This is a genomic window from Pseudofrankia asymbiotica (assembly GCF_001983105.1).
Classification (GTDB): Bacteria; Actinomycetota; Actinomycetes; order Frankiales; family Frankiaceae; genus Pseudofrankia; species Pseudofrankia asymbiotica.
Window position 1 is genome coordinate 24,541 of sequence record NZ_MOMC01000047.1, and the last position, 24,325, is coordinate 48,865.

The 24,325-nt window shown below is 73.3% G+C and carries 19 protein-coding genes; 5 read left to right on the top strand and 14 right to left on the bottom strand.

The window, feature by feature from the left end:
- Positions 1-337 precede the first annotated feature (337 nt).
- Entirely contained in the window at positions 338-2,077 is a 1,740-nt protein-coding gene (locus tag BL253_RS22980) for an AMP-binding protein (protein ID WP_076819267.1), read from the bottom strand.
- Positions 2,078-2,232: 155 nt separating this feature from the next.
- Between BL253_RS22980 and BL253_RS22985 the strand changes: the two genes are divergently transcribed.
- On the top strand, positions 2,233-3,108 hold the full coding sequence (locus tag BL253_RS22985) for a methyltransferase domain-containing protein (protein WP_241835033.1): 876 nt from the start codon (positions 2,233-2,235) through the stop codon (positions 3,106-3,108).
- 36 nt (positions 3,109-3,144) lie between these two features.
- Here the strand turns inward: BL253_RS22985 and BL253_RS22990 are convergent, their stop codons facing one another.
- The 6 genes from BL253_RS22990 to BL253_RS23015 form a co-directional block, all read right to left on the bottom strand.
- Positions 3,145-4,323 (bottom strand): alpha-hydroxy acid oxidase, encoded by a 1,179-nt coding sequence (locus tag BL253_RS22990; protein ID WP_241835040.1) that lies wholly within the window; start codon positions 4,321-4,323, stop codon positions 3,145-3,147.
- A gap of 176 nt (positions 4,324-4,499) precedes the next feature.
- Positions 4,500-7,235, bottom strand: coding sequence for an AMP-binding protein (locus BL253_RS22995; RefSeq protein ID WP_081438593.1), 2,736 nt, complete (start codon positions 7,233-7,235; stop codon positions 4,500-4,502).
- Positions 7,236-7,521: 286 nt separating this feature from the next.
- Positions 7,522-8,370 (bottom strand): SDR family NAD(P)-dependent oxidoreductase, encoded by an 849-nt coding sequence (locus BL253_RS23000; protein WP_076819208.1) that lies wholly within the window; start codon positions 8,368-8,370, stop codon positions 7,522-7,524.
- A 48-nt stretch (positions 8,371-8,418) separates the two neighbouring features.
- The gene (locus BL253_RS23005; RefSeq protein WP_076819209.1) at positions 8,419-9,243 is read right to left on the bottom strand and encodes an NAD(P)-dependent oxidoreductase; all 825 of its coding nucleotides are present in this window, start codon (positions 9,241-9,243) and stop codon (positions 8,419-8,421) included.
- 44 nt (positions 9,244-9,287) lie between these two features.
- Complete coding sequence (locus BL253_RS23010) at positions 9,288-9,851, bottom strand: nuclear transport factor 2 family protein (RefSeq protein WP_076819210.1); 564 nt, start codon at positions 9,849-9,851, stop codon at positions 9,288-9,290.
- A 50-nt stretch (positions 9,852-9,901) separates the two neighbouring features.
- Entirely contained in the window at positions 9,902-10,957 is a 1,056-nt protein-coding gene (locus BL253_RS23015; RefSeq protein ID WP_076819211.1) for a zinc-binding dehydrogenase, read from the bottom strand.
- A gap of 164 nt (positions 10,958-11,121) precedes the next feature.
- On the opposite strand from BL253_RS23015, the gene BL253_RS23020 reads away from it, so the two are divergent.
- Entirely contained in the window at positions 11,122-11,760 is a 639-nt protein-coding gene (locus BL253_RS23020) for a TetR/AcrR family transcriptional regulator (RefSeq protein WP_076819212.1), read from the top strand.
- A gap of 967 nt (positions 11,761-12,727) precedes the next feature.
- Complete coding sequence (gene tuf, locus BL253_RS23025; RefSeq protein WP_076819213.1) at positions 12,728-13,906, top strand: elongation factor Tu; 1,179 nt, start codon at positions 12,728-12,730, stop codon at positions 13,904-13,906.
- 193 nt (positions 13,907-14,099) lie between these two features.
- Here tuf and BL253_RS23030 read toward each other — a convergent pair whose 3' ends face one another.
- Positions 14,100-14,513, bottom strand: a complete 414-nt coding sequence (locus BL253_RS23030) for a hypothetical protein (RefSeq protein WP_241835034.1) — start codon at positions 14,511-14,513, stop codon at positions 14,100-14,102.
- Positions 14,514-14,722: 209 nt separating this feature from the next.
- On the opposite strand from BL253_RS23030, the gene BL253_RS23035 reads away from it, so the two are divergent.
- Positions 14,723-15,406 carry a hypothetical protein gene (locus tag BL253_RS23035; RefSeq protein WP_076819268.1) on the top strand — a complete coding sequence of 228 codons (684 nt, stop codon included), beginning with the start codon at positions 14,723-14,725 and terminating at the stop codon, positions 15,404-15,406.
- 7 nt (positions 15,407-15,413) lie between these two features.
- Here BL253_RS23035 and BL253_RS23040 read toward each other — a convergent pair whose 3' ends face one another.
- From BL253_RS23040 to BL253_RS23065, 6 genes are all read right to left on the bottom strand, one after another.
- On the bottom strand, positions 15,414-16,241 hold the full coding sequence (locus BL253_RS23040) for a hypothetical protein (protein ID WP_081438594.1): 828 nt from the start codon (positions 16,239-16,241) through the stop codon (positions 15,414-15,416).
- 53 nt (positions 16,242-16,294) lie between these two features.
- A complete protein-coding gene (locus BL253_RS23045) occupies positions 16,295-16,600 on the bottom strand; it encodes a nucleoside triphosphate pyrophosphohydrolase family protein (protein WP_076819215.1) in 306 nt (101 codons plus the stop codon).
- 160 nt (positions 16,601-16,760) lie between these two features.
- On the bottom strand, positions 16,761-18,497 hold the full coding sequence (locus BL253_RS23050) for an acetyl-CoA acetyltransferase (RefSeq protein WP_076819216.1): 1,737 nt from the start codon (positions 18,495-18,497) through the stop codon (positions 16,761-16,763).
- 129 nt (positions 18,498-18,626) lie between these two features.
- Positions 18,627-20,339: an acyl-CoA synthetase gene (locus BL253_RS23055; protein ID WP_076819217.1), complete on the bottom strand. Its 1,713-nt coding sequence runs from the start codon at positions 20,337-20,339 to the stop codon at positions 18,627-18,629.
- A gap of 70 nt (positions 20,340-20,409) precedes the next feature.
- Positions 20,410-21,318 (bottom strand): crotonase/enoyl-CoA hydratase family protein, encoded by a 909-nt coding sequence (locus BL253_RS23060; RefSeq protein WP_241835035.1) that lies wholly within the window; start codon positions 21,316-21,318, stop codon positions 20,410-20,412.
- 300 nt (positions 21,319-21,618) lie between these two features.
- Positions 21,619-22,809 (bottom strand): acyl-CoA dehydrogenase family protein, encoded by a 1,191-nt coding sequence (locus BL253_RS23065; protein ID WP_076819218.1) that lies wholly within the window; start codon positions 22,807-22,809, stop codon positions 21,619-21,621.
- 211 nt (positions 22,810-23,020) lie between these two features.
- On the opposite strand from BL253_RS23065, the gene BL253_RS23070 reads away from it, so the two are divergent.
- Positions 23,021-24,241 carry an acyl-CoA dehydrogenase family protein gene (locus BL253_RS23070; RefSeq protein ID WP_076819219.1) on the top strand — a complete coding sequence of 407 codons (1,221 nt, stop codon included), beginning with the start codon at positions 23,021-23,023 and terminating at the stop codon, positions 24,239-24,241.
- Positions 24,242-24,325: the final 84 nt, after the last annotated feature.

The window sequence follows — 24,325 nt, forward strand, 5'->3', positions numbered from 1 at the left end:
CAGGCGGCCGACCCGCTCGGCACCGGCCGCCTCGACGGTGTTGTCGACCTCCATCGCGAACGCGATCCACGCCCACGACAGCAACGTTGTCAGTGGTGCCTGCTCGGCCATGTCACCAGCATCCCGTGCCGTCCCGCCCGGCCAACCCGACACTGTCAGGAGCCTCTCCCTGAGGATCTACCACCAGGGGTCCGCACCTCTCGCCCGGTCCGCCGTCCTGAGACCCCGCCGACGCCAGCCCTGGGTTGTTGCGTCGTCACCCACGAGCGCCGTGACGACGTGGCACGACATGGCACGACGCGACGCAGCACGGCACGACGCGGCACGACGCGGGAGGTCAGGTCGCCGGTTCGGCGGCGAGYGCGGCCTGGCGGGCCCAGGTGTAGTCGGCCTTGCCGGTGGGGTGGCGGCCGATGCGGTCGCAGAGCAGGACGGCGCGCGGGGCCTTGAAACGGGCGACGGAGCGGGCGGTGTGCTCGCGGACCTCGCCGGGGGAGAGGACGACGCCGGGGCGGAGCTGGACGAGCGCGACCACCTCCTCGCCGAACCGCTCGCTCGGCCGGCCGACGACCAGGGCGTCGAGGATGCCGGGATGGAGGCGCAGCGCCTCCTCCACCTCCTCGACGAACACCTTCTCGCCGCCGGTGTTGACGACCATCGCGTCGCGGCCGAGCATGACGATCCGGCCGGATCCGTCCGGTTCGTAGTGCGCCCGGTCGCCGGGGACGGTGACGCGGACGCCGTCGATGACGGGGAACGTCTCCTCGGTCCTGGCCGGGTCGCCCAGGTAGCCGAGCGGGACCCGGCCGATCCGGGCCGTCCACCCGACCTCCGGATCGTCGGGCCTGAGGAACCGCGTCCTGTCCGCCGACAGGACCGCGCCGCCGGCGGACAGGGTGAACTGGCGGGTCCCGGTGTCCTTCGCCGAGCTGCCGAAGGCCATCCCGCCGGTCTCGGACGCGCCGTAGCCGTCGACGATGGTGAGATGCGGGACCAGGTCGAGCAACGTCTGCTTGAGCGCGGCGCTGGTCGTCGCGCCGCCGGTGGCCAGGCGCACGAACGCCGACAGGTCGTACGGCCGGGCGCGCAGCTCGTCGACGAGCGGCCGGGCGTAGGCGTCGCCGACGATCGACATCAGGTTCACCTGTTCGCGCTCGGCGACGGTGAGGATCGCCCGGGCGTCGAACGGGACGCTGTCGTCGTGCAGGACCAGCGTCGCGCCGAGGGCGAGCGCGGCGAACGCGGTCCACTGCGCGGCGCCGTGCATCAGCGGCGGCGCCGCGAACCAGACGCCGCCCCGGCCGGACGCGGCGATGGCCGAGATCCGTCCGGCGGTGGCCCCCTCGAGACCGCCCATCGCGGCGACGTAGACGTCGGCCTGCCGCCAGAGGACGCCCTTGGGCCGCCCGGTGGTGCCGCCGGTGCAGACGAGGTAGAGGTCGTCGGGCGACGGGACGGGCAACCGGTCGAGGTCGGCGTCGGCCGCCTCCATGACGGCCGCCTCGAACGGGATGGACCCGGGCAGCGGCGCGACCCCCGAGCCGTCGTCCACGTCGACGAGCAGCCGGCCCCCCGGAGCCCCGCCGCCGCCCTTGCCGCGACGGTCGCCGTCCGGGCTCTGGCCGGTGCCGTCCTGGACGTCCGTGCCACCGGGGCCACCAAGGCCACCGGCGAGACCGGCGGCGGCGAGCAGCGGGGCGAGCCGGCGGTGGTAGACGACCGCCTCGGCGCCGACCTGGTCCAGCAGCGCGGCGACCTCGCGGGCGTTGTAGTGATGGTTGACGTTGAACGGCACGGCCCGCGCCCGGTACGCCCCGATCATCGCCTCGAGATACTCGGGGCAGTTGGACAGCAGGACCCCGACCGGGCTCTGACCTCGCTCCCACCGTCGCAGCTCGGACCGCTCGCGCGCCGCGCCGAGGCCGCGCCGCTGGAAGAAGGCGGCCAGCCCCCGGGTGCGGTCGCGCGCCTCGGCGTAGGTGCGCCTGACGTCGTTCCAGACCAGCATCTCCCGGTCGGGCGCCGCGCCGGTGACCACGTCGAGCACCGCCGGTATGGACCACTCGCTGTCGGTCATGCCCCGCCGCACCTCCGCCGCCACCGACCGCCGGCCTGACCCCGTGACGGTCGTCGTCGGAGCAAAGATATCTAGATGAATCCACATCCGCTACCGGTCTGACCGGCGGTGGCGCGGCCTCGGCGCCCGGCGGAGCATGGCGCCGGGTCCGCGCCGTGGCCGGGGGAGCGGCCCGTCGCCGGGCCGGGGCGGATGGCCTGCCCGCGGGCCGTATCGTGCCGGTCATGGAGTACGTCCACGGCTATTCGGACCAGGAGCGCGCGCGGCTGGCCGACCAGGCCGCGACGTTGACCGACCTGCTGCACGCGGACACGCGCTACCCGGCGGGAAGCCGGGTGCTGGAGGCCGGGTGCGGGGTGGGGGCCCAGACGGTCATCCTCGCGGCGAACAGCCCGGACGCCGACGTCACCTGCGTCGACATCTCGGCGGCGTCGGTCACCGCCGCCCGCGAGCGGGCCACGCGGGCCGGGCTGGCCAACGTGCGCTTCCTGCGCGCCGACCTGTTCGACGCCCCGTTCCCGCGAGCGTCGTTCGACCACGTCTTCGTCTGCTTCGTGCTGGAGCACCTGGCGGACCCGGTCGCGGCGCTCGCGGCGCTGCGCGGGCTGCTGCGCCCGGGCGGCTCGATCACGGTGATCGAGGGCGACCACGGCTCGGCCTACTTCCACCCCGACAGCGAGGCGGCACGCCGGGCGATCGGCTGCCTGGTCGACCTGCAGGCACGCGCCGGCGGTGACGCGCTGATCGGGCGGCGCCTCTACCCGCTACTGGTCCAGGCCGGCTACCGCGACGTCGCCGTCTCACCCCGGGTCGTCTACGCCGACGCCAGCCGCCCGCACCTGGTCGACGGCTTCACCCGGCGCACGTTCACCGCCATGGTCGAGGGCGTCGGCGAGCAGGCCGTCGGCGAGGCGCTGCTCGACGCGCCTACCTGGGCCGCCGGCGTCCGCGCCCTGCACCGCACCACCGAGCCCGACGGCACCTTCAGCTACACCTTCTTCAAGGCCACCGCGACCAGCCCGCCGGCCTGATGGCCTAACGCCCCGCCTGCCTAACGCCCCGCCTGCCTAACGCCCCGCCGGCCCCGGGGCGCCGGGGACGCGGGCGCCCGAGACGAGGGTGCGGTCGAGGTCCGCCACGGTCGCGGCGCCGAGCAGCGCCATCGCCCGGTCGAGCTCCTCGCGCAGCAGCTCGATCATCCGTACGACTCCGGCCTCGCCACCCGCGGCGAGGCCGTACAGGTACGGCCGGCCCACGAACACGCCGGCGGCGCCGAGCGCGAGCGCCTTCGCCGCGTCGTTGCCGCGCCGGACACCCCCGTCGAGGAACACCGTGAGCCGGCCGGCCGCCGCGTCGACCACCTCCGGCAGGACGTCGATCGTCGCGGGGACGCCGTCCAGCTGCCGGCCGCCGTGGTTCGAGACGACGACGCCGTCGACGCCCATCTCGACGAGCCGGTCGCACTCGTCGCCGCGCATCAGGCCCTTGATGATGAGCGGGCCCGTCCACAGCGCCCGGACCCGCTCGACGTCCTCCCAGGTGACGCAGTCCGACGCCGCCATGATCGTGTCACGGGTCTGGTCGAGGCTCAGCTGGGACGGGGCGTCGGGAGGGGCGGTACCGAGCCGGCCGCGCAGGTAGTCGGCCTTGCCGCGCAGGAAGTCGGTCGCCCAGGCGGGCTTGCCGGCCCCCTGCAGCACGATCCTGGGGCGTGGCGGCCGGCTCATGAGCCGGTTGCGGGTGTCCCGCTCGCGGTTGCCGAGGATCGACGTGTCGATGGTGATGGCCAGGGCCCGGTATCCCGCCGCCGCGATCCGCCGCAGGAGGTCCCCGAGCCCGGCGCGGTCCGGGGGCAGGTAGAGCTGGTACCAGAGGGAACCGGTCGAGCTCGCGGCGACGTCCTCGAGCGGGAAGGCCGCGACGGTGCTCTGCATGTACACGACGTCGGCGCGCGCCGCGGCCCGGGCGACGGCGATCTCCGCGGCCGACCGGGCGAGGCGGCTCGCGCCCGTCGGCGCCAGCATGATCGGCATCGACAGCCGCTCACCGAACACGGTCGTGGACAGGTCCCGCTTGGCGACGTCGGCGAGCGGCCGGGGGCGAAACTCGATGCGGTCGAACGCGGCTCGGTTGCGCCGCAGGGAGACCTCGTCGCCGGCCCCGCCCTCCAGGGCGTCGAACACCGCCCGGGGAAGCCTGCGGCGCGCCAGCCGCCGGAAGTCCTCGACGTTGACGGCGTCCTGCATCCTCACTCGCCCTGATCCCTTCCCTGGCGCCGCGCTGTAGCTTGCGTTTCAGGCTCGGTGGTGAGCCAGGTCCGTGATGTTGGCGTGGTTCGGGGGTTGGCCTGCCGGCGTCGGCCCGGGCCCTGATCCCTTCCCTGGCGCCGCGCTGTGGCTTGCGTTTCAGGCTCCATGGCCGGTCACGCCTCGCCGGAGGTGGCGAGGCCCGCGAGGACGGCCCGGATGTCGGCCGCGACCTCGCTCACGACGGGCTCGCGCAGCACGGTGTCGTGGTCGCCGCCGACGGTGCGGAACGTCGCCTCGCCGGTCAGCATCGGCCGCCAGGCCTCGGCGCGGCGCGGCGGCGAGGCGGCCGCCGTGTAGACGAGCGTCCGTCCGTTCCAGGGCTTGGGCCGGTACAACCTCGTCAGCACCCGCGACTGGTTGTAGAAGACGTCGTACTGCTTCATGCCCTTGAACTGGACGACGCCGGCCAGGGGGAGCTGGGCGGCCCGCTTGGCCTGGCCGAACAGGAACCGGGCCATGGCCGCGGCCTGCGACGGGCCGCCCGTCGCCAGACCGTCCGCCTGGTCCGGAGCGGCGATCGGATACTGGCCAGAGGTCGGGCCGCCCGGAAGCTGGGAGGGCAGCACCGCGCCGGCGAAGACGCCCGCGGACGTGTCGGGCAGGAAGCTGTCGATGAGGACGAGCAGGGCGACCTGCTGGCCGGCCTCGGTGAGCAGCCTCGCGGTCTCGAACGCGACGAGGCCGCCGAACGAGTGGCCCGAGAGGATGTACGGGCCGGTGGGCTGGACCAGGCGCACGGTGCGGGCGTGGCGGAGGGCCGCGGCGTGGATCGACCAGTCGGGCACGCCGCGGTGCTCGAGCCCGTGGGCCTGGACGCCGTAGACGGGGCGGTCGCCGTCGAAGTGGCGGGCGAACCCGAGCACGCCGACGGCGAGGCCGCCGGCGCCGCAGAAGAAGAACAGCGGCCGGCCGCCGCCGGTGGTGCGCAGCGGGACGACGGTGGGGTGGCGCAGGACGTCGGTGCTGGCGTTTCGGAGCCGGGCGGTGAACTCGGCGACGGTCGGGGCGTCGGCGATGGTCGAGGTGGGGAGCCGGACGCCCAGTTCGTCGGCCACCCTGGCGAGGAGCGCCTCGGCGATGAGCGAGTCGCCGCCGAGCTCGACGAAGTCGTCGTGGATGCCGACGTCGTCGAGGTGCAGGGCGACGGCCCACACGGTGGTGACGGCCTCCTCCCACTGGTCGCGGGGCGGGTCCTGGCCGGGTCTCGGTCCGTCGGGCGCGGGGGGCAGGTTCAGCCGGTCGACCTTGCCGCGGCTGGTCCTCGGCAGCGTCGCGACCAGCATGACGGTGGCCGGCACCATGTAGGAGGGCAGCTTGGCCCGCAACAGGCGCCTGATCGACGCCGGCGAGACCCGGGCACCGACCGCGGGGACGACGTAGGCGACCAGGCGCGTCCGCTCCGGGGTGGCGTCGGCCACGACGACGGCCTCGAGCACGTCCGGGCTCGCCAGCAGGGCGGACTCGATCTCGATCGGTTCGACGAGGTAGCCGCGGATCTTCACGGCCGCGTCGTTGCGGCCGACGACGGTCAGCTGGCCGTCGGCGTCGACGCGCCCCAGGTCTCCGGTGCGGTAGGTCGGCGTGCCGTCCGGCTCGGTACTGAAGCGCGACGCGATCGCTTCTGGCGCGCGCCAATAGCGGCCGGTGATGAAGTGGCCGGTCACGACGATCTCGCCCGTCTGGCCCGGGGGCATCTCGACCCCGTCCGGCGAGACCACGCGGACCTGGAGGTCGACCACCGGCCGCCCGGCCGGCATCACGCCGTCGGGGAGGGCCTCGCCCGGCCAGATCGGGTCGCAGGTCGTCGTGCCGAGCTCCGAGGCGCCGTAGGAGACCAGGAACGGCGCGGTCGTCGGCAGGTGGCGGTGGGCCAGCTCGATGTCGCGGGCGTAGATCGGCTCGCCGACCGACATGACGAACCGGAGGCTGTCGAGCACCTCGTCCGGGTCGAGGCAGCCGAACACGGCCCGGATCAGCACCGGCGTGGCGACGAGGCCGTCGGGCCGGATCGCGCGCAGCCAGTCGGCCAGGTCGCGGACACCGCGGACCCGGGGGTCGTACATCTCGATGGTGGCGCCGAAGACGAGGGGGCCGACCGTCCGGTTCAGGCCCGAGATGAAGGAGTAGGGCAGGAAGAGCGGCAGGCGGTCGCCCGGAACCGGCTGCATCACGCCCTTCGCCTGGATGGCGTAGTGCTGACCCAGCAGGGCGCGGTGGTGCCACACGACGCCCTTCGGCACTCCGGTCGACCCGGAGGTGAAGATGAGCACCGCCGGATCGGTGTCGGCCCGGCGCGGCGCACTCGACGCCACCCGGCCGGCAAGCACCGCGGACCAGCTGGCGGCGGGCCTGTCACCGACGTCGACCGTGGCCACGATGCCCGTCAGCGCGGCGGCGGTGTCCGCCTCGGCGGAGCCAGCCGGCCCGGTGACGCACACCGAGGCCCCCGCCAGCCCCACGATCTGGGCGAGGCGGTCGGGCGGATACATCCGGTCGAGGGGCACGCAGGGCCGGCCGCTCGCGATGACGCCAAGGACGGCGGCGATCCCGCTCGCGTCGTGGGGCAGCAGCACCGCGACGGGGGCGTCCGGGGCGGCCGCGGCGGGTTCGCGTAGGACGCGGTCGGCGACGGCGTCCGCCCAGGCGACGAGCTGGGCGTAGGTGACGGCGCGGTGTTCATCGCGAACGGCGACGAGGTCGGGGCAGACCGCGGCGACGGCGCGGATCCGGTCCACGACGTTGCCGAACCGGTCGTCGGGGYGCAGCGGCGGCACCGGCGTGGCCCGGGCGGCCTGGCCTTCCCCCACCTCAGTCCGGTCTGTGAACCCAGGAACGGTCGGGGTTGCCATGACGCCTCCTGGGCCGGCTTCGGTATGAGACCCGTCACCACCTGCTCAGGTCTGTCCGGAATTTAACACGAAAGGCTTTATCACCTGCCACACCTTTGTCAATGTCGGGTCATTGGACCGTGTACGGACGCTTGAGTGCCCAGGTGGGCGTATCGCCAGTTAAGGCTGACGTAAGTGTCTGGTCGCGCCGACCAGTGAAGGCAACGCGGCCTGCGACGTTGATCTCGTTGTGTCTCCGTTTGCCATGGATCCACGTAGGCCAACGCAGTAGTCGGTGCATTTGGCTTTACGTGGGGTGAATCTCTTCGTCGGCCGCAGGCGAAGCATTCGTCTCGTCCGCGTGGCTGGCGGCGGCACCGCGGCTCATCGCGAGGACGGCGTCGCGGCGGGGCAGCGCGCCGAAGGGCGAACCGCCGGTCGGTTCCGGGGCACCGAAGATCCAGGTGGGCCCGTCGGTGAGGTGGTCGAGCGCCTGGCGGGCGACGTCGGCGGGGTCGGCGAGGTCGCCGTATGGCTCGCCCTTGGCGTCGAACACGCGGCGCATGGAGGGGGTGTCGGTCTTGCCGAGTACGAGGCTCAGGACGTCGACCCCCTTGGGACGCCATTCGGCCCACAGAGCTTCGGCGAGGATGAGGTCGAAGGCCTTGGTGGCTCCGTAGGTGGCGAGGGTGGCGCCGCCGGCCCAGGCCGCGCCCGAGGTCACGAGGATGACGCCGCCGCGGCCGCGGGTGACCATGGGTCCGCCGAAGCGGTAGGCGGCTTCGAGGACGCTGTCGCAGTTGCGGTGGATCAGTTTCAGATGGGTGTCGAGGTCCTTGTCGAGGAAGGGGAGGCTGAAGTCGTCGCCGCCGGCGTTGTAGACGAACAGGCCTACCTCGACGTCGGAGGTCGCGTTCGCGAGCTGTGCCAGCGCGCCCGGGGCGCTGAGATCGAGCGCGATGGTGCGGACCTCGACGCCGTGCTTGGCCCGGATCTCGTCGGCGAACGCCTCCAGGACCGGAATCCGCCGCGCCACCAGGACGACGTTCAGTCCCCTGCCGGCCATCTCGTGAGCGAACGCGGYCCCGATTCCGTCGGACCCGCCGGCCACGATGCCCCACGGCCCGTACCTGTTGTTCGTCGCGGCTTCCGTCATGCTGGTCTCCTCGCTTCTGGGGCCTCGGCGTGATGTCCTTGCCAACCGTCAGGTCGGTGGGCGCAGCACCTTCTTCTCGACGGCGTCCGAGGACAGGACCGTTCCGATGATCCCGAGGTCCGCGCCGGCATTGCGGGCGACCTCGCGGACCACGGTGATGTCCTTGAGCATCAGGTCGCCGATCCGGCCGGGAACGGCGTCGACGGAGCCGCCGCTGGCGACGACGCCGAGGCCGCGGCTGGCACCGCTGCCGTGCTGCAGGGCCGCGAGGATCGCCCTCTCCTCGATGCCGAGTGAGCCCGCCAGGCGTACCGCGTCGATCGCGAGCCCGACCTGTGCCACGAACAGCGCGTTGTTCACGAGCTTGACCCGCTGACCGTCGCCGAGCTGCCCGACGAACAGGACGGGCGACGCGTACGTCGCGAACACCGGGCGCATCCGGTCCAGCAGGGCCTCGTCCCCGCCGACCCACAGGGTCAGCCTGCCGGCGGCGATGTCGTGCGGCCCGCCCGAGAGCGCGGCGTCGAGCACCCCGACGCCGTTTCCGGCCCCGGCCTCGCCGAGCAGCCGGGCGGTCGCGGGGTCGGACGTCGTGTGCTGGACGAGCGTCGTACCCGGCTTCATGGCCGCGACTGCACCTTCGGGGCCGAGGCACACCGAACGGACCTGGTCGTCCTTCAGCACGACGACGAACACCGCGTCGGCGCCGCGGACCGTCGCCGGCACCGTCGCGGCCCAGGTCAGCCCGTCCGTGTCGGCCGCCGCCCTGGCCTCGGGGCGGCGCACCAGGACGGTGACGTCGTGGCCGGCGGCCCTCAGCCGGTCGAGTATCGGCCGGCCCATGCGGCCCGGCCCGATGAAACCGATCTTCATTGATCCTCCAGGCGTCGTGCTGTCCGCACCGGGGTGGCCGCGGCTCACGCCGACGCGCGGCCAGCGGCGGCGGCGGGCGAGGCCGCCGCTGCCGCTGCCGCTGCCGGTTGTGGTGGCGGTGGCGGTGGGGCCAGCATCTCGCGGTGTTCGGGGGTGCCGTCGAGGTTGGCGTTGACCCGTTCGCTGATACGCCAGCCCTCGGCGGTGCGTACCCAGCGCCAGGTGTTCGCGGAGACCCGGGCGACCCAGAACCGGTCGGCGTCGGCGTCCCAGCGGATGTTGAGCGCGTAGCTGCGGCCGGTCGCCTCGTCGCCGTCGACCGCGATGTGCGGCACCGTCAGGACATGGCCGCAGCCATTGCGGATCAGGCTCTGGTGGCCGCCGTTGACCATGTCGACGATGTCGCCCCGGCCCCGCATCCGCAGCTGCGGTACGGCGTCGAACGTGCCGTCCTCGGTCCAGAGCGCCGCCGTGGCCTGTGCCGAGCCGCTGTCGACAGCGGGCCCGTACTGGGCGACGAGCTGCATGATCTCGACCTGGTCCTCGAGGGCGTGGACCCTGGCCGCCAGCTTCTCGACCACGGCACGAAGCTCGTCGATCTCACTCATCCGCGGTAGCCCTCTCTGAACGGGGTGTTGGACGCGGGACGACCACCGGGTCAGGGGACGACGATGATGYGGACCGGGCCGTTGGCGTCGCGCGACGCGGTGAGCGCCTCGGCGACCCCGTCGAGCCCGACGGTCCGGCCGAGCATCGGCGTGACGTCGAGGCTGCCCGAGCACACCGCCTCGAAGGCCTCGTCCCAGTGGTGCGTCAACGGGCCGCCGCCGAACTGGATGTTCAGGCCCTTCCGCTTGGCGGTCAGGGTGTGCAGGTGATCGCCCTCCGGCGGCCCGCCGACGGAGAAGATCCGGGTGCCGCGCTCGCAGCCCTTGATGATCGAGTCGAGGACGCCGGGAACGCCGACGCACTCGAACACGACGCAGCCCGGCAGGCTGGCCAGCGCGAGCATCTCCCGCGTCGACTCGGGCGAGCCGTAGGCGACGTCCCGCCACGCCTGGAACGGCGAGATCTCGGCGGGGTCGACGACCACGTCGGCCCCCATCGCCAGCGCGGTCTCGCGCCGCGACGCCACGAAGTCGACCGCGACGATCGGGCCGACACCCAGCCGCTTCAGCCGCGCGATCGCCGACAGGGCGACCGCGCCGCAGCCGATGACCAGCGGGACTTCCTTCGTCGTCACCGCGGCGCGGGACGCGGCCGACCAGCCGACCGAGATCGCGTCGGCGACGCACACGATCTCGCTCGGGAGGTCCGACACCGCGACCCGGGTGATCGCCTCGTCCAGCAGGAGGTACTCCCCGAACCCGCCGGGCGTCTCGGGATTCTGCCCGATGATCTTCCGGCCGGTCGCGGTGGAGAGCACGGGCAGCGAGCTCACCCGCGCCCCGACGGGGATCCGCCGCTCGGTGCCGGGGCCGTAGTCGACGACCTCGGCGCAGTACTCGTGGCCCATGACGATGTCGGCGTCCGGGTCGTAGGTCGACATCCCGCTGTCGTCGTCGGCCCCCGCCTCCAGGTGATCCATGTAGTGGATGTCCGACGCGCAGACGCCGCACGCCAGCGACCGGACCAACAGCTGCCCTGGCACCGGCACCGGGTCCTCGATGACGCGCGCCTCGACCGTCCCACCCCGCAGCACCGCAGCCCGCATCGGCCTTCCCCTCGCGCTCGCGACCGGGACACATCCCCGTCACGGGACTGTAGCGGCGACCCGCGAGTTACAGAAGCCGCTGTCCTAAAACCTTATAGAAGATCTTGTCCTGAAACCGGCGGCGCTGGTGCCGGGTTTCGCCTGCACCCCTTACGATCGCGGGCATGGCTGACGCTGATCCGGCAGAGCCTCCTCGCCGCCGCCCAGGGCGCCCGCGCGACACGAGCATCGACGAGCGGGCTCTCGAGGCGACGCGCGAACTGCTCGTGCGGCGCGGCTTCGACGCGACGACGATCCATGCGGTCGCCGCCCATTCCGGTGTCCACGCCTCCGCCCTCTACCGCCGCTGGGGGTCGCGGATCGAGCTCATCGAGGAGGCCACCTTCCCCGGCCTCAACCCGCTCAGCGTCCAGCCCACGGGGGACCTGCGCCGCGACCTGCGCCGCTTCGTGCGCGCCTATGTGGCCGCCTTCGACGCGCCCGCGTCCCGCGCCGCCGCGGCCGGCCTGCTCGCCCACCACCAGACCGCCAGCCGGCAGCGCCCACCGGAGTTCTACCTGCGGGTCTCGGCACGGCCGCAGTTCCAGGACATCCTGCGCGCCGCGCCGCCCGGGAGCGTCGACCCCGCGGTGAACCCGGACGACGTCTTCGACATGCTTCTCGGCGCCATCCTCACGCGCACCCTGCTGGCCACCGCCACCGCCCGGCGCCGCCCCATCGAGCGCACCGTCGAGATGATCCTCCGACTGTTGCATCCCCTTGCCAGTCACAGCAGCCTCGAACCCGACGGCCAGCCTGCCTGACGCCGACGGGCCGTCGAGTCCCGCCGGGACGCAGCTGCCGCGCGTCGCGTCGTGTCGGGCGCGCCGCGCGTGTCGTGTCGTGTCGCGTCGCGCGTGTCGCGTCGTTTCGGCATGAGAAGCGCTCGACGTTGACCCGGCGTCATCGCGCCGACGTCCGAACCAGGGGAGTCCGATGAGCAGCACCGCAGCTACCCGCGTCGTCCTGGTGGGAGGCACCAGCGGTATCGGCCTCGCCACCGCCAAGGCCGTGGCGGCCACCGGCGCGTCCGTACCCCAGAAATACGTTGGCCATTACCTTTCGGGCGGAGACAGGGCCTCGACCCTGGCCCATCGACGGAAAGCGTCTCGCAGCCCGTCCGGGCTCAGACGGCGCGCCGCCCGGGCGGCCGAGCGGCCGTGTGCTCATCCTGTCCGACGTCAGAGTCACCACCAGCGCCGTTTCACGCCCCAGACGTCTGACACAACGCCCGAGATCCCGGGGGGGCTGGCACGGCGCGGGAGAGAGGCACCGGGCCGCCGCCTTGCTCTGACCGTCCGTGCATTCATGGGTTGTGGCGGGCGGGAAGCCGGGATCCGCCCCACAAGCCATGACCGGATCCGACGAAAGACCTGAGTAGTTAGGTTGCCTCGCTCTGGTGCCGACGATCCCGCCGGATCACCCGCGGGTTCGGGTCGGCCCGGCCGGGCCCCGGCGACTTTCAGCCTCCGCGCGACCGGCGCGGCGCGGCGCGGCGGAAATGCATTCGCCAGGCCTGCCCTGGGCGGCCACCATGAGGACCATGTTCCGGCACGACGCCTTCTCGCCCGCCCTGGTCGCGGGTGCTGTCGTGCTGCCCTTCTCGGCGCTGGTCGCCGACGTGTTGCCCGGCGGCGCCCGACGCTGACCCTTCCCGGATCGTCCGGAGCCCCGCAGGGGGAGGGTCGGCAGGCCCAGGGGCTCAGAGGCGTCGAGTACCGAGGAAGAGCAATGGCCAAGCAGGCCTACGTCCGCACCAAACCGCATCTCAACATCGGCACGATGGGTCACGTCGACCACGGGAAGACGACGCTGACCGCCGCGATCACCAAGGTTCTCGCCGACACCGGCTCCGGCTCGTTCGTCCCGTTCGACCGGATCGACCGTGCCCCGGAGGAGATCGCCCGCGGTATCACCATCAACATCGCGCACGTCGAGTACGAGACCGCCAGCCGGCACTACGCCCACGTCGACATGCCGGGCCACGCCGACTACGTGAAGAACATGATCACGGGTGCGGCTCAGCTCGACGGGGCGATCCTGGTGGTGTCGGCCCAGGACGGCGTGATGCCGCAGACGGCCGAGCATGTGCTGCTGGCCCGGCACGTCGGGGTCCGGCATGTCGTGGTCGCGCTGAACAAGGCGGACGCCGCCGACCCGGAGATCACGGACCTGGTGGAGCTGGAGATCCGCGAACTGCTGGCGGCGAACGGCTACCCGGGCGACGAGATACCGGTGGTCCGCGTCTCCGGGCTGCGCGCCCTGGCGGGCGACCCGGCGTGGACGGCCTCGATCCGGGCGCTGCTGGATGTCGTCGACAGATACGTGCCTGTTCCCGACCGCTACACCACGGCGCCGTTCCTGTTGCCGGTGGAGAACGTCCTGACCATCACCGGCCGCGGGACGGTGGTGACCGGGGCGATCGAGCGGGGCGCCGTCCGCGTGGGCGACCGGGCCGAGGTGTGTGGCCTCGGTACGCGACTGACGACGGTGGTCACGGGGCTGGAGACCTTCGGCAAGCCGATGGATTCCGCGCTCGCCGGTGACAACGTCGCGCTGCTGCTGCGCGGCGTGCACCGCACGCAGATTCGGCGCGGCAACATCCTCGCGGCGCCGGGGAGCGTGACGGTGCACGAGCGGTTCACGGCCCGGGTCCACCTGCTCGCGCCGGACGCCGGTGGTCGGCGCACCGGTATCGCGTCCGGCTACCGCCCGCAGTTCTACCTGCGGACGACGGACGTCGTCGGTGAGGTCGACCTGGGTGACGTCGGCATCGCGCTGCCGGGAGACACCGCCGAGATGACGGTGCGGCTCGGCAAGCCGGTACCGCTGGAGAACGGGCTCGGCTTCGCCATCCGCGAGGGCGGCCGAACGGTCGGCGCCGGCACGGTCGTCGCCGTTCTCGACTGAGAACGGGCGACCAGCCAGCGCCGGGTCGACCTCAGCCGAGCCGAGCCCAGCGCCGCCGCTGCCGCCGCTGCCGCCGGGTGAGCGCGTCCACCGACGCGTCCACCCGGACGGCTGCCCGGCGGCGCCCGCCGTGACGGGGAGCCTGGTTACCGGAGAGGGACGGCCCCGCCGCCGTTCGGTGGGCTCGGTCCGATCAACTCGGGGGCGTGAGCAGCCCGGCCACGTCGGCCGCCCGCGGGGTCCGAAGGCGGACCTCCACTGTGCCGGACCTGGCCGGATTGAACTTCCCGGCGTCATAGGCGAAGCGCACCCGGTCCGGGGGTTCGACGCCGATGTCGATCGCGGTCAGGTACGCGCCGGCGCGCGGGATGTCGATGTGCTTGCCGCGCCCGGCCCAGACGACGAGACGTCTGCCGCTCACCGCGATCGCGCCGGAGACCGCCTCCTTGCGCCAGCTGGAACGCTGCCCGGGCGCCCGGTAGTTGCGGTAGGTGATCGAGCCGGTGAGACCTTCCTCAAGCAGGGCCAGGCCTTCCGCTTCGAGCGCCGCGCGCAGATCGGCGGGTAGCTCACCCGCGCCGAACAGCATTCGACCCACGGGGTTCATGGCCGAAATCATAGGCGGTGGTTCCCGGGCCGTCGGACCGTTCCGGAGCACTATCGCCACGCCGGGCGGCGCGGGATGCGAATTCAACGCCCAAGGGCACTCGTTCCGTAGTTACGGCGGTCTTTGGGATGATCGCGGAGACGACCGGGCATGACCGCACAGGCCCTGTCCGGGTCGGATGGGACCTGACCGACCGGACAGAGGAAAACGTGAGTCTCAGCCTCGGTGTCTTCGACATCTTCGCCTACTCCCTTCCAGGCTCGCTGTATCTCGCGCTGCTGCTGTATGTACTGGACCGCGCGTCGTGGATCGACCTCGCGCAGGTCGAGGACCTCAACTCCACGCTGCTGATCGCGGGCAGCATCGTCTCCAGCTACCTCCTCGGTCAGCTGACCTACGCCCCGCGCCGGTTCCTGGGACGGCGGATGCCGCGGTGGCTGCGTCCAGGACGCAGCGCCAGGCGGGAGTTCCTCGACCGCTTCCCCGCCGCCCAGTCGATGACGTTCGTCCAGGTCGACCAGGCGGTCGTCTTCGCGGCGATCGAGGTCAAGGCACCCGACTCGGCGGTGGAGATAAGCCGGCTGCGGGCCAGCGGAATAGCGGTGCGCAACGCCGGGATTGCCTTTCTTCTGGCGGCCGTCGTCGCCGCCGTCGAGCTGGTCGTGGGTCACGAACGGGGTTTCGCGGCGTTCTGCGTGGGCGCCTTCCTCGCGAGTTTCGTCGGTGCGACGCGCGGCGGGCACGAGCTGTCCAGGTGGTCGGCCCTCAAGACCTTCGAGGTGGCGTTCTGGCTGCCCGACGTCGAGGCCACCCTGGCCGCGAGTCCGCCGACTCCTTCACCGCAGCCGCAGCCCGCGCCACCCGCGCCACCCGCGCCACCAGGAGCGACCTAGCGCCCTTTCAGGGGCGAGGAACGGACTGGATGCGGATCCACAGGGAGGTCGAGGCGGCGAGCAGCTGGCCGTCGACGGTGTAGAGCGCGGAGGAGGCGCGCAGTTTGCGGCCCTCGGCGGCGTCGGCGCGGGCGACGACGACGTAGGTCTCGCCGGGCGTGACGGTGCCCGCCGCGGCGACGGTCTGCCGGGCCAACAGGGCGGCCAGGTCCTCGGTGGGCATCGTCGCCTGATGCGCCCAGAACGACGGGCAGTCCAGCGCCGACCAGAGCAGGTGTCGGCCGACCGTGCCGTCGGCCCCGGCGAGGGAGTGGTCGACGGTCCAGGTCGTGGCGACGAGACCGGACGGGCCGCCGGCGACGGGACCGGGGAGGATCCGCAGGCCGTCGCTTCGTCCCGTCCCGCAGCCGAAGCACTCGGGGAACGGATGCGTCGACGTCGCGGCGAGGGCAGCCGCCGCGTGCCTGGCCTCGTCAAGCTCGACGAACGGCGGTGGATCGCCGAGATCGGCGGACTTCGCGGCGTGTGCCTCGACGAGCAGCGTCCCGCCGTGGACAAGGCGCACTCCGCCCTCGTCCGCGGGTTCCACCGCCAGCGGCACCTCCAGCGGTGTCGGCGCGCGCAGCACCGCCTCCGCCGCCCAGCCGGGGCCGCCGCCCGTGCCCGTGCCGTCGAGGTATCCGGCGAGCGTTCCGGAGATCCACCCGCCGTTCGCGCTCCCGGGCGGACCATTGAACCGGGCCGGCACGACGACCGTGCCGGCGGCGCCGCCGACGGCGGCGTTGGCCGTCGTCGAGATTGGATCGGTACTGGGGCGATGAGCCGTCGCATCCACCTGTCCGACGCTACGGCCTGTCCCCTGGACCTCGGAGTGGGACCGGACGCGAGTCACTCGGCCGGGTCAGACCTGGCGGCCAGCCGACCTGGGTCGAACAGGGGCTCCTGATCGGTGCGGTCGCGCAGCGCCTCCACCCAGGTGAGGGCGACGGTCGCGACCTGGATCAGCTCCTCGCGCAGGTGGCGGGTGCCGGCGCCCTCCAGCATGGCCCTGGCGACCTCGCCGACCTCCTCGACCAGCACGGGCAGCCGCACCACGTCCGGCATCGCCGGATTCAGGATCGACCGCTCCCCGTGCCTGCGGTGCGCCCGCAGCACCTCGGCCTCCACCGCCGCCACCGTGTCGGCACCGATCATGGGACTTTCGCCTGACATCACGGTGGCCAGTGTCATCGGTCCACCGACCGGGCGGCCCGGCGGGGCCCCACGACGGACCGCACCAGCTGCCTGGCCGGCGGGGAAGCGGCCACCGGAGCGACGGGTCCGCGGGCCTGCGGGCGACGGGCGACGGGGCGCGTCAGAGCAGCAGGGCGCCGGCGCGGACGGTGACGGGACGCCCGACCCATTCCTCGTGTGTCATCGCGGCGATGACGTCGGGATCGGCACTGGTCGCGACCGTGCGGGTGACGCGACCGTGGCCGGCCCCGTCACCTCCGCCGCCACCACCGGTGCCACCGTCGCCTCCTCCTTCGCCCCCTTCGGCCCGGGCTGAGGTAGCGCCGTCGAAGGTGATGACGGCGAGGGACTGGACCGGGGTGCCCCGCTCGCAGGCGACGGTGAACCCGGCGACCACACCGGCGCCAACGCCGTGTGGCGGCTCGTCGACGAGGGGGAGCGGGATCTCGGCCGCGCGGACGTCGGCCGAGACGTCCTCGGCGCGCCAGCCCGAAGGCGGCGGGCTCGCGCTCCACAGCAGGCCGGCCTGCTTCGTGACCATCCCGGAGACGCAGGTGACAAGCCCGTGCGCACCCGGCTCGGCGGCGCGCAGCACCCGGGCCATGGCCGTCGTCGACTGGAGAACGTAGTTGTTCAGCGGGCCGCCCGCGAACGTCATGCCACCGGTCACGGTCAGGTCGGCGCGCCCGGCCAGGCCCAGCTCCCGGACCTGGACGCGGACCGCCGCCGGGAAACAGCTGTACAGGTCCAGGTGGTCGGCGTCGRCCGGGGCGACGCCGGAGACGGCGGCCAGGCGTTCTCCCACGGCGCGGAAACCGGGCGAGCGCGCGAGGTCGGGGCGGGCGGCGAGCGGCGTCATGACGTTGGACTCGGCGGCGGCCACCGGGAAGACCCACCGGTCCGGCGGCACGCCGAAGCGCCGCGCGGCGGCCGCGGAGCAGATCAGCAGCGCCGCCCCCTGGTCCACGCCGGCCCGGGAACAGTGCGACCGTGTGTACGGCCAGGACATCATCGGGTTGCGCTCCGACGGCGCCAGGCCGGCCGGGGTGACCGGTTCCCGTGCCCATGCGTCCTCGTTGCCGGCCGCCACCTGGGAGAACCCGGCCCACAGCGCCGCGACCTCGGCGGCATGCGCGGCGACGCCGAGCCCGCTCGCCGCCCGCAGCGCCGACTCGAGGACCGCGTACTGCCGCACCGGCAGGTACAGCCGGCGGCTGATCTCCAGCGGCGCCAGAATGTCCGCGTCCGGGGCGAGGATCTCGTCGGGACCGCTCCCGGGCCAGCCGCCCGCCCCCGCGTCGCCGCCCGCCCCCGCGTCGCCGCCCGCCCCCGCGTCGCCGCCCGCCCCCGCGTCGCCGTCGGCCCCGTCTGGACCGCTCATCGGGTCCGGTCCGCGCGTAGCCGTGTCCCGTCCTGGAGGTCCGGTCTCGCTGCCCACCCCGCCCGCATCGCCCGCGCCGCCCAGACCGGCGTGGCGGCGTGCGGCGGGACGGCCGGGGGTCAGCCGGGCCCGCCCCCGGTACGCCGCCTCGGCGCCGAGGACGAGCACGACGCCCGCCCGGCCGGCGGCGACGTCGAGACAGGCGCGGGTGATGAGGCTCTGCTGCAGGACGCCCAGCTCGGCGACGACCGTGCGGGCGTCCCGGGCGCCGAACCGGCCGGCGACCTGACGGCCCGGATCGGCGCAGTCCCAGGTGCCGCGGGCGACGTACACCCGGTCGACGGCGGCGAGCAGGCCCGGCGCCCCGGCGTCCGCGGCCGCCGCCTCCGTGGCGGCGGCCATCAGCTCGACGGCGTCCGGCAGCCGGGCCGCGGCCGCGGCGCCGACCAGGACGGGCGTGGCGGGCGGCACGGTCACGCGGGCCTCCGCGCTCGCCGCGTGACCGGCTCTGCTCCCGGCGCGTTCGGCGCGTTCGGCGCGTCGGAGACGTCCGGCGCGTCCCGCGTTCGCCGGGTCACCGGTTGGTACCGGGTTCCCGCCGTGCCCTCAGTTCTCGGCATGCTCGGCGTCCTGGGCGCCGGCTGCGTTCCCGGCGGTCGCCGCGTCCTCGGCGGCCGTGGCGGCGACCTGGCGGGCCCAGGCGAGGTCGGCCTTGCCGCTGGGGGTGCGCACGACGGCCCGGACGAGGGTCAGCACCCGGGGCACCTTGTAGCCGGCGAGGTGGGTGCGGCAGTGCAGCTGCAGGTCGGCGAGCGTGGGGACGGCGCCGGGCCGGGGCGCGACGACGGCGGCGACGGTCTCGCCCCAGCGTTCGTGCGGGACGCCGACGACGAGGACGTCGTAGACGCCCGGATGGGTCTTCAGCACGCCTTCGACCTCCTCGGGGAAGATCTTCTCGCCGCCCGAGTTGATGGTGGCCGAGCCGCGGCCGAGCAGGGTGATGGTACCGTCCTCCTCCAGCCGGGCGAAGTCGCCGGGGATGGAGTACCGCAGGCCGTCGGGGCCGGTGCGGAAGACCTGGGCCGTCTTGGCCGGGTCGCCGAGGTAGCCGATCGGGATGTTGCCCCTGCGGGCGAGCCGGCCGATCTCGCCTACGCCGAGCGGGGTGAGGTCCTCGTCGACGACGAGCGCGTCGTCGATCGGCCGGATGCGCACGCCGGCGTCGGCGCGGACCCGGCTCTTGTCCGCGATGCCGACGCCGTGCGAGCCGGCCTCCGACGCGCCGACGCCGTCCGTGATGATGACGCCCAGGCGCTGCATGAACGATTCCTTGAGGACGGGGGAGAACAGCGCGGCGCTCGACGAGAGCGCGTAGAGCGACGACAGTTCCGGGCGGCTGCCCGCGCCTTCCAGCGCGTCGAGGGTGTCGAGTAGCGGGCGCGCCATGGCGTCACCTGTGATCATGACCATGTTGACCCGCTCGGTCTCGACCAGCCGCCAGATCTCGTCGGGCTCGAACGAGTCGACAAGGACGGTGCGCTGGCCCTTGCTCAGGTTGGTCAGCAGGCACCACTGGGTGGCACCGTGCATCAGCGGCGCGATCGGCAGCGCGGTGAGGACGCCGGCCGCGCCCTTCTCGGTGAGGTCCTCCGGCCAGCCGGCCCGTTCGCCCGTCATCAGGTCCAGGCCGCCGCCGAGGGCGAAGATGACGTCCTCCTGCCGCCACAGCACGCCCTTCGGCATGCCGGTGGTGCCGCCGGTGTAGAGCAGGTACCGGTCGTCGCCGGAACGTGTCTCGAAGTCCCGGTCCGGCCGGGACRCCGCCAGCGCCTCCTCGTAGGGCGTGGCGCCCAGCGCATCGACGCCGCTCTTGCCGGTGCCGGTGCCGGTGCTGGCGTCGGCACCGGCGTCGGGGATCGTGCCATCCTCGATCACGACGAGGTGGCGCAGGCTCGCGACCTTCGGCGCGACCTCGGCCACCCGGTCGGCGAACTGCCGCTGGAAGACGAGCGCGACCGGCGTGGCGTTGCCGAGCAGGTAGGCCAGCTCCTCGGCGACATACCGGAAGTTGACGTTCACGCACACCGCGCGGATCTTGTAGGCCGCGAGCATGGTCTCGACCCACTCGATCACGTTGTAGGCATAGATCGCGACGTGGTCGCCGGGTCCCACCCCGGCGCCGGATAAGTGATGCGCCATGCGGTTGGCGCGTTCCTCCAGCTCGGTGTAGGTCCGCCGGGCGGGGCCGGCGATGACGGCCTCCCGGTCGGGGTAGCGGTCGACGGCGTGCTCGAACAGGTCCGCGAGGTTGAACTCCATGACGTCTCCCGCTGGGCGACTGCGTCGGGGCGGCGCGGCCCCGCGCGCACGCGGAGCTCGGCCTGGGGTCTCAGCGTCCGGTGAACCGGGGGGTCTGCTTGGCCGCGAACGCGCGCGGGCCGATCTTCGCGTCGTCGCTGAGGTACACCCGCATGCCGAGGTCGGACTCGACACGGAACGCCTCGTCTTCCGGCAGCGACTCGGTCTCGCGCAGGACGCGCAGCACGGCCTGCACGGCCACCGGCCCGTTCGCGGCGATCGCGCGGGCGATCTCCATGGCCCGCTCCAGGGCCGTCCCGTCCGGGACGACGTGGTTGACCAGGCCGATCTCCTTGGCCTCGGCCGCCCCGAGGTGCCGGCCGGTGAGCAGCAGGTCCGCGGCCACCGCGTAGGGGACCTGGCGGCGCAGCCGGACCGCGGACCCGCCCAGCGGGAACAGGCCCCAGCGGACCTCCGAGACGCCGAACCTCGCCGACTCGCCCGCGACCCGGATGTCGGTCGCCTGCAGGATCTCGGTGCCACCGGCGATCGCCGGCCCCTCGACGGCCGCGATGAGCGGCTTGGTGAGGACGAACCGCTTCATGATCCATTTCATGACGGACAGGTCCATGGCGAGGCGGGTGCCGTCGCCGCCGCCGCGGAACGCCTCGCCGGGCGGGCGCGCGGACATCTGCTTGAGGTCGGCCCCGGAGCTGAACGCGCCGCCGGCGCCGGTGAGCACGGCGACCCGGATCTCCGGGTCCGCGTTGACCTCGTCCCAGGCCTTCTCCAGGATGCCGATCATCTCGGGGGTGATCGCGTTGCGGGCGTGCGGCCGGTTCATCGTGACGACCAGGACGTGACCGTCGCGCCTGACGAGCGCATCCGGCTCCGACTCACTCAGGACGTGACCGTCGCGCCCAACGAGCGCATCCGGCTCCGACTCACTCAGGACGTGACCGTCGCGCCCAACGAGCGCATCCGGCTCCGACTCACTCACGCGTGCTCTCCTAGGACGCGCGAACCGTGTCAGATGATGGTGTCCATAGACACCCCCATCTGACACAGTCCGAAACGGGGTTGGCGAAGTGTGGTGGATGGGCGTGTCCATGGACGCGCTGATCTGACACGGTTCGGTGTTCGCGTCGGCGCGGCGGGGCGGCGGCATTCCTGAAGCGGGGGGACACGCCCTGCGCGCCACCGCGGGCACGCCCGAACGGGACTCCAGGCGCCCGCTCGGCCGTGTCAATCCGGCTACCAAGAGTGATTGGCGGTCGAGGTGGCGCCGGCGGAGGTGGTCTCACCTCGGCGGGCGTGGCATGCCGAGGCCGAGCATCGCGATCATGTCGCGCTGGATCTCGTTGGTGCCGCCGCCGAAGGTGAGCATGAGGATCTGCCGGTAGGCGCGCTCGAGCCGGCCGGCGAGCACCGCGCCCGGTGAGCCCGTCACGAGCACCGCCTCGTCCTCGAGGCATTCCATCAGCAGCCGGTAGGCCTCGACGGCGAACTCGGTGCCGAAGATCTTCGTCGCGCTGGCCTGGGCCGGCCCGAGCTGGGCGCCGTGGTCGACGCCCCAGGCGATCTTCCAGTTGATCAGCTTGAGGAACTCGACCTTGGCGTGGACCATGCCCAGGTTGCGCCGGACCAGCGCGCGGTCGATGACCCGGCAGCCCTCCGGGGCCTCGGTCGTCTCGGCCCACCGCCGGGTCCACAGCAGCAGCTGCTGGATGCCGGCGGCCGAGCACAGCGCGACCCGTTCGTGGTTGAGCTGGCCGGTGATCAGCTTCCAGCCGCCGTTCACCTCGCCGACCAGCGCCTCGGCCGGCACGTGGACGTCGGTGTAGAAGGTCTGGCTGGTGATGCCGCCGGAGATGGTCGGCACCGGTGTCCACGAGAAGCCCGGCGTGTCGACGGGGACGCAGAACACCGACAGGCCGCGGTGGCGCGGCAGGTCGGGGTCGGTGCGGGCGGCGAGCCACACGTAGTCGGCCACCTGGATGACCGACGTCCACATCTTCTGGCCGTTGATCACCCAGCCGTCGCCGTCGCGGTCGGCGCGGGTGCGCAGGCTCGCGAGGTCGGTGCCGGCGCCCGGCTCCGAGTAACCGATCGAGAAGTGCAGCTCGCCGGCGAGGATCCTGGGCAGGAAGAAGTCCTTCTGCTCGCTCGTGCCGTACTCCATGATCGCTGGGCCGACGCTGTTCAGCGTCAGCAGCGGGATCGGCACCCCGGCCAGCGTCGCCTCGTCGCCGAAGACCAGCTGTTCCAGCATCGACCGGTCCTGGCCGCCGTACTGGGTCGGCCAGCCGATGCCCAGCCAGCCGTCCTTGCCCATCTGGCGGATGGCCCGGCAGTAGGCGCCGTCCTTGCCCTTCAGGGTCGACTCGCCGCCGGCGAGCTCGGCGCCGAGCTCGGGTGTGACCATGGCGGCGAAGTACTCGCGCAGCTCGCGGCGCAGGTCCTCCTGTGCCGCGGTGTAGGCGACTCGCATCGGCGCTCTCCTGTCGCGGCCGGCCGTCACGGCGTATCCCGTGAGGCTGGCGTACCCGACGGGACCTGACGGGGCATCAGGTCGCGGTTGACCCGATGCTAGCGCGGTACTAGAACAAGTTCTCGTTATTGGTTACTCGCCCGCCGGCGGACTGTCGGGTCCTCGCCGGGCGCCCCGCCCACGAGCAAGCCTTCTCGCGAGGAGCCGCGGCATGGACTTCGCCCAGACCGAGGAACAGCGCGACCTGGCGGCCCTGGCCAGGCGGATCCTCACGGAACGGGTCACCCCGGATCGCCTGGCGGCGCTGGAGGCGGGCGTCCTCGCCGGCACCGGCGAGCCGAGGTTCGACCGCGAGCTGTGGGCGGAGCTCGCGAAGGCGAACCTGCTCGGCGTCGGTGTGCCGGCCGAGTACGGCGGCCTGGGCTACGGGGTCCTCGAGGAGTGCCTGGTGCTGGAGGAGGCCGGGCGGGTGCTCGCGCCGGTGCCGCTGTGGGCCTCGGCGACCGTCGCCGCCGGCGCGATCGCCGCCTACGGCACCGAGGCCCAGCGGCGCGACTGGCTGCCCGGCCTCGTCGGCGGCGAGAAGATCGTCACGGTCGCGCTCGCCGAGCCGCGGGGCGCCGACGCCGCCGCCCCGGCCACGACCGCGACCAGACTGGCCGGAGCCGGCTTCGGGCCTGACGGCGGTGTCGGCCCTGACGGCGGTGTCGGCCCGGGCGGCGGCTGGCGGCTGGACGGGATCAGGACGGCCGTGCCGTTCGCGACGGTCGCGGACGCGGTCCTCGTCCCGGCGCGCGCCGGGACGGGCGTGGGTCTGTTTCTCGTCGACCCGGCCGCCGCCGGGGTCACCATCGAGCCGCAGGTCACGACGGCCCGCGAGGTCGCCGGCCTGCTACGGCTGGACGGCGTCGTGGTCGGCGACGACGCCCTCCTCGGCGGGCCGGCCTCGACGCCCGAGGGCGACGCGGCGGCGGTGGCGGTGCGGGACCGGGCGACGCTTGGCCTGTGCGCCCTGCAGCTCGGCGTCACCGAGCGCGCGACGCGCGCCGCCGCCGAGTACACGAGCAACCGCCAGCAGTTCGGCCGCCCGATCGGCTCGTTCCAGGCGGTCGGGCACCGGCTGGCGGACTGCTACATCGACGTCGAGGCGATCCGCCTGACGATGTGGCAGGCCGCCTGGCAGCTCGCCGAGGGATGGGACGCCTCGGCGGCGGTCGCCACCGCGAAGTTCTGGGCGGCCGACGGCGGCCACCGGGTCGCGAGCGCCGTCGTCCACGTGCACGGCGGGATGGGCATCGCCGAGGAGTACTTCGTCCACCGGTACTTCCTGCACGCCAAGCAGCTCGAGTTCACCCTCGGCGGCGCCGGCGAGCAGGCCCGCCGCCTCGGCGACCTGATGGCCGCCACCCCAGCTCCCGACCACGTCGTCTGACCGCCGGGAGCCGCGATGTGGCGCGCGGGCACCGCGCGGAGCCGCGGATCCTCAGAGACGGACGTGGCCCGCCGGCAAGGCCGG

Excerpts from the sequence above, each read along its gene's own strand:
- tuf (WP_076819213.1), top strand. The coding sequence starts at position 12,728 with ATGGCCAAGCAGGCCTACGTCCGCACCAAACCGCATCTCAACATCGGC.
- BL253_RS23010 (WP_076819210.1), bottom strand. The coding sequence starts at position 9,851 with ATGAGTGAGATCGACGAGCTTCGTGCCGTGGTCGAGAAGCTGGCGGCC.
- BL253_RS23020 (WP_076819212.1), top strand. The coding sequence starts at position 11,122 with ATGGCTGACGCTGATCCGGCAGAGCCTCCTCGCCGCCGCCCAGGGCGC.
- BL253_RS23065 (WP_076819218.1), bottom strand. The coding sequence starts at position 22,809 with ATGCGAGTCGCCTACACCGCGGCACAGGAGGACCTGCGCCGCGAGCTG.
- BL253_RS23030 (WP_241835034.1), bottom strand. The coding sequence starts at position 14,513 with ATGAACCCCGTGGGTCGAATGCTGTTCGGCGCGGGTGAGCTACCCGCC.
- BL253_RS23045 (WP_076819215.1), bottom strand. The coding sequence starts at position 16,600 with ATGATCGGTGCCGACACGGTGGCGGCGGTGGAGGCCGAGGTGCTGCGG.
- BL253_RS23070 (WP_076819219.1), top strand. The coding sequence starts at position 23,021 with ATGGACTTCGCCCAGACCGAGGAACAGCGCGACCTGGCGGCCCTGGCC.
- BL253_RS23005 (WP_076819209.1), bottom strand. The coding sequence starts at position 9,243 with ATGAAGATCGGTTTCATCGGGCCGGGCCGCATGGGCCGGCCGATACTC.
- BL253_RS22990 (WP_241835040.1), bottom strand. The coding sequence starts at position 4,323 with ATGCAGGACGCCGTCAACGTCGAGGACTTCCGGCGGCTGGCGCGCCGC.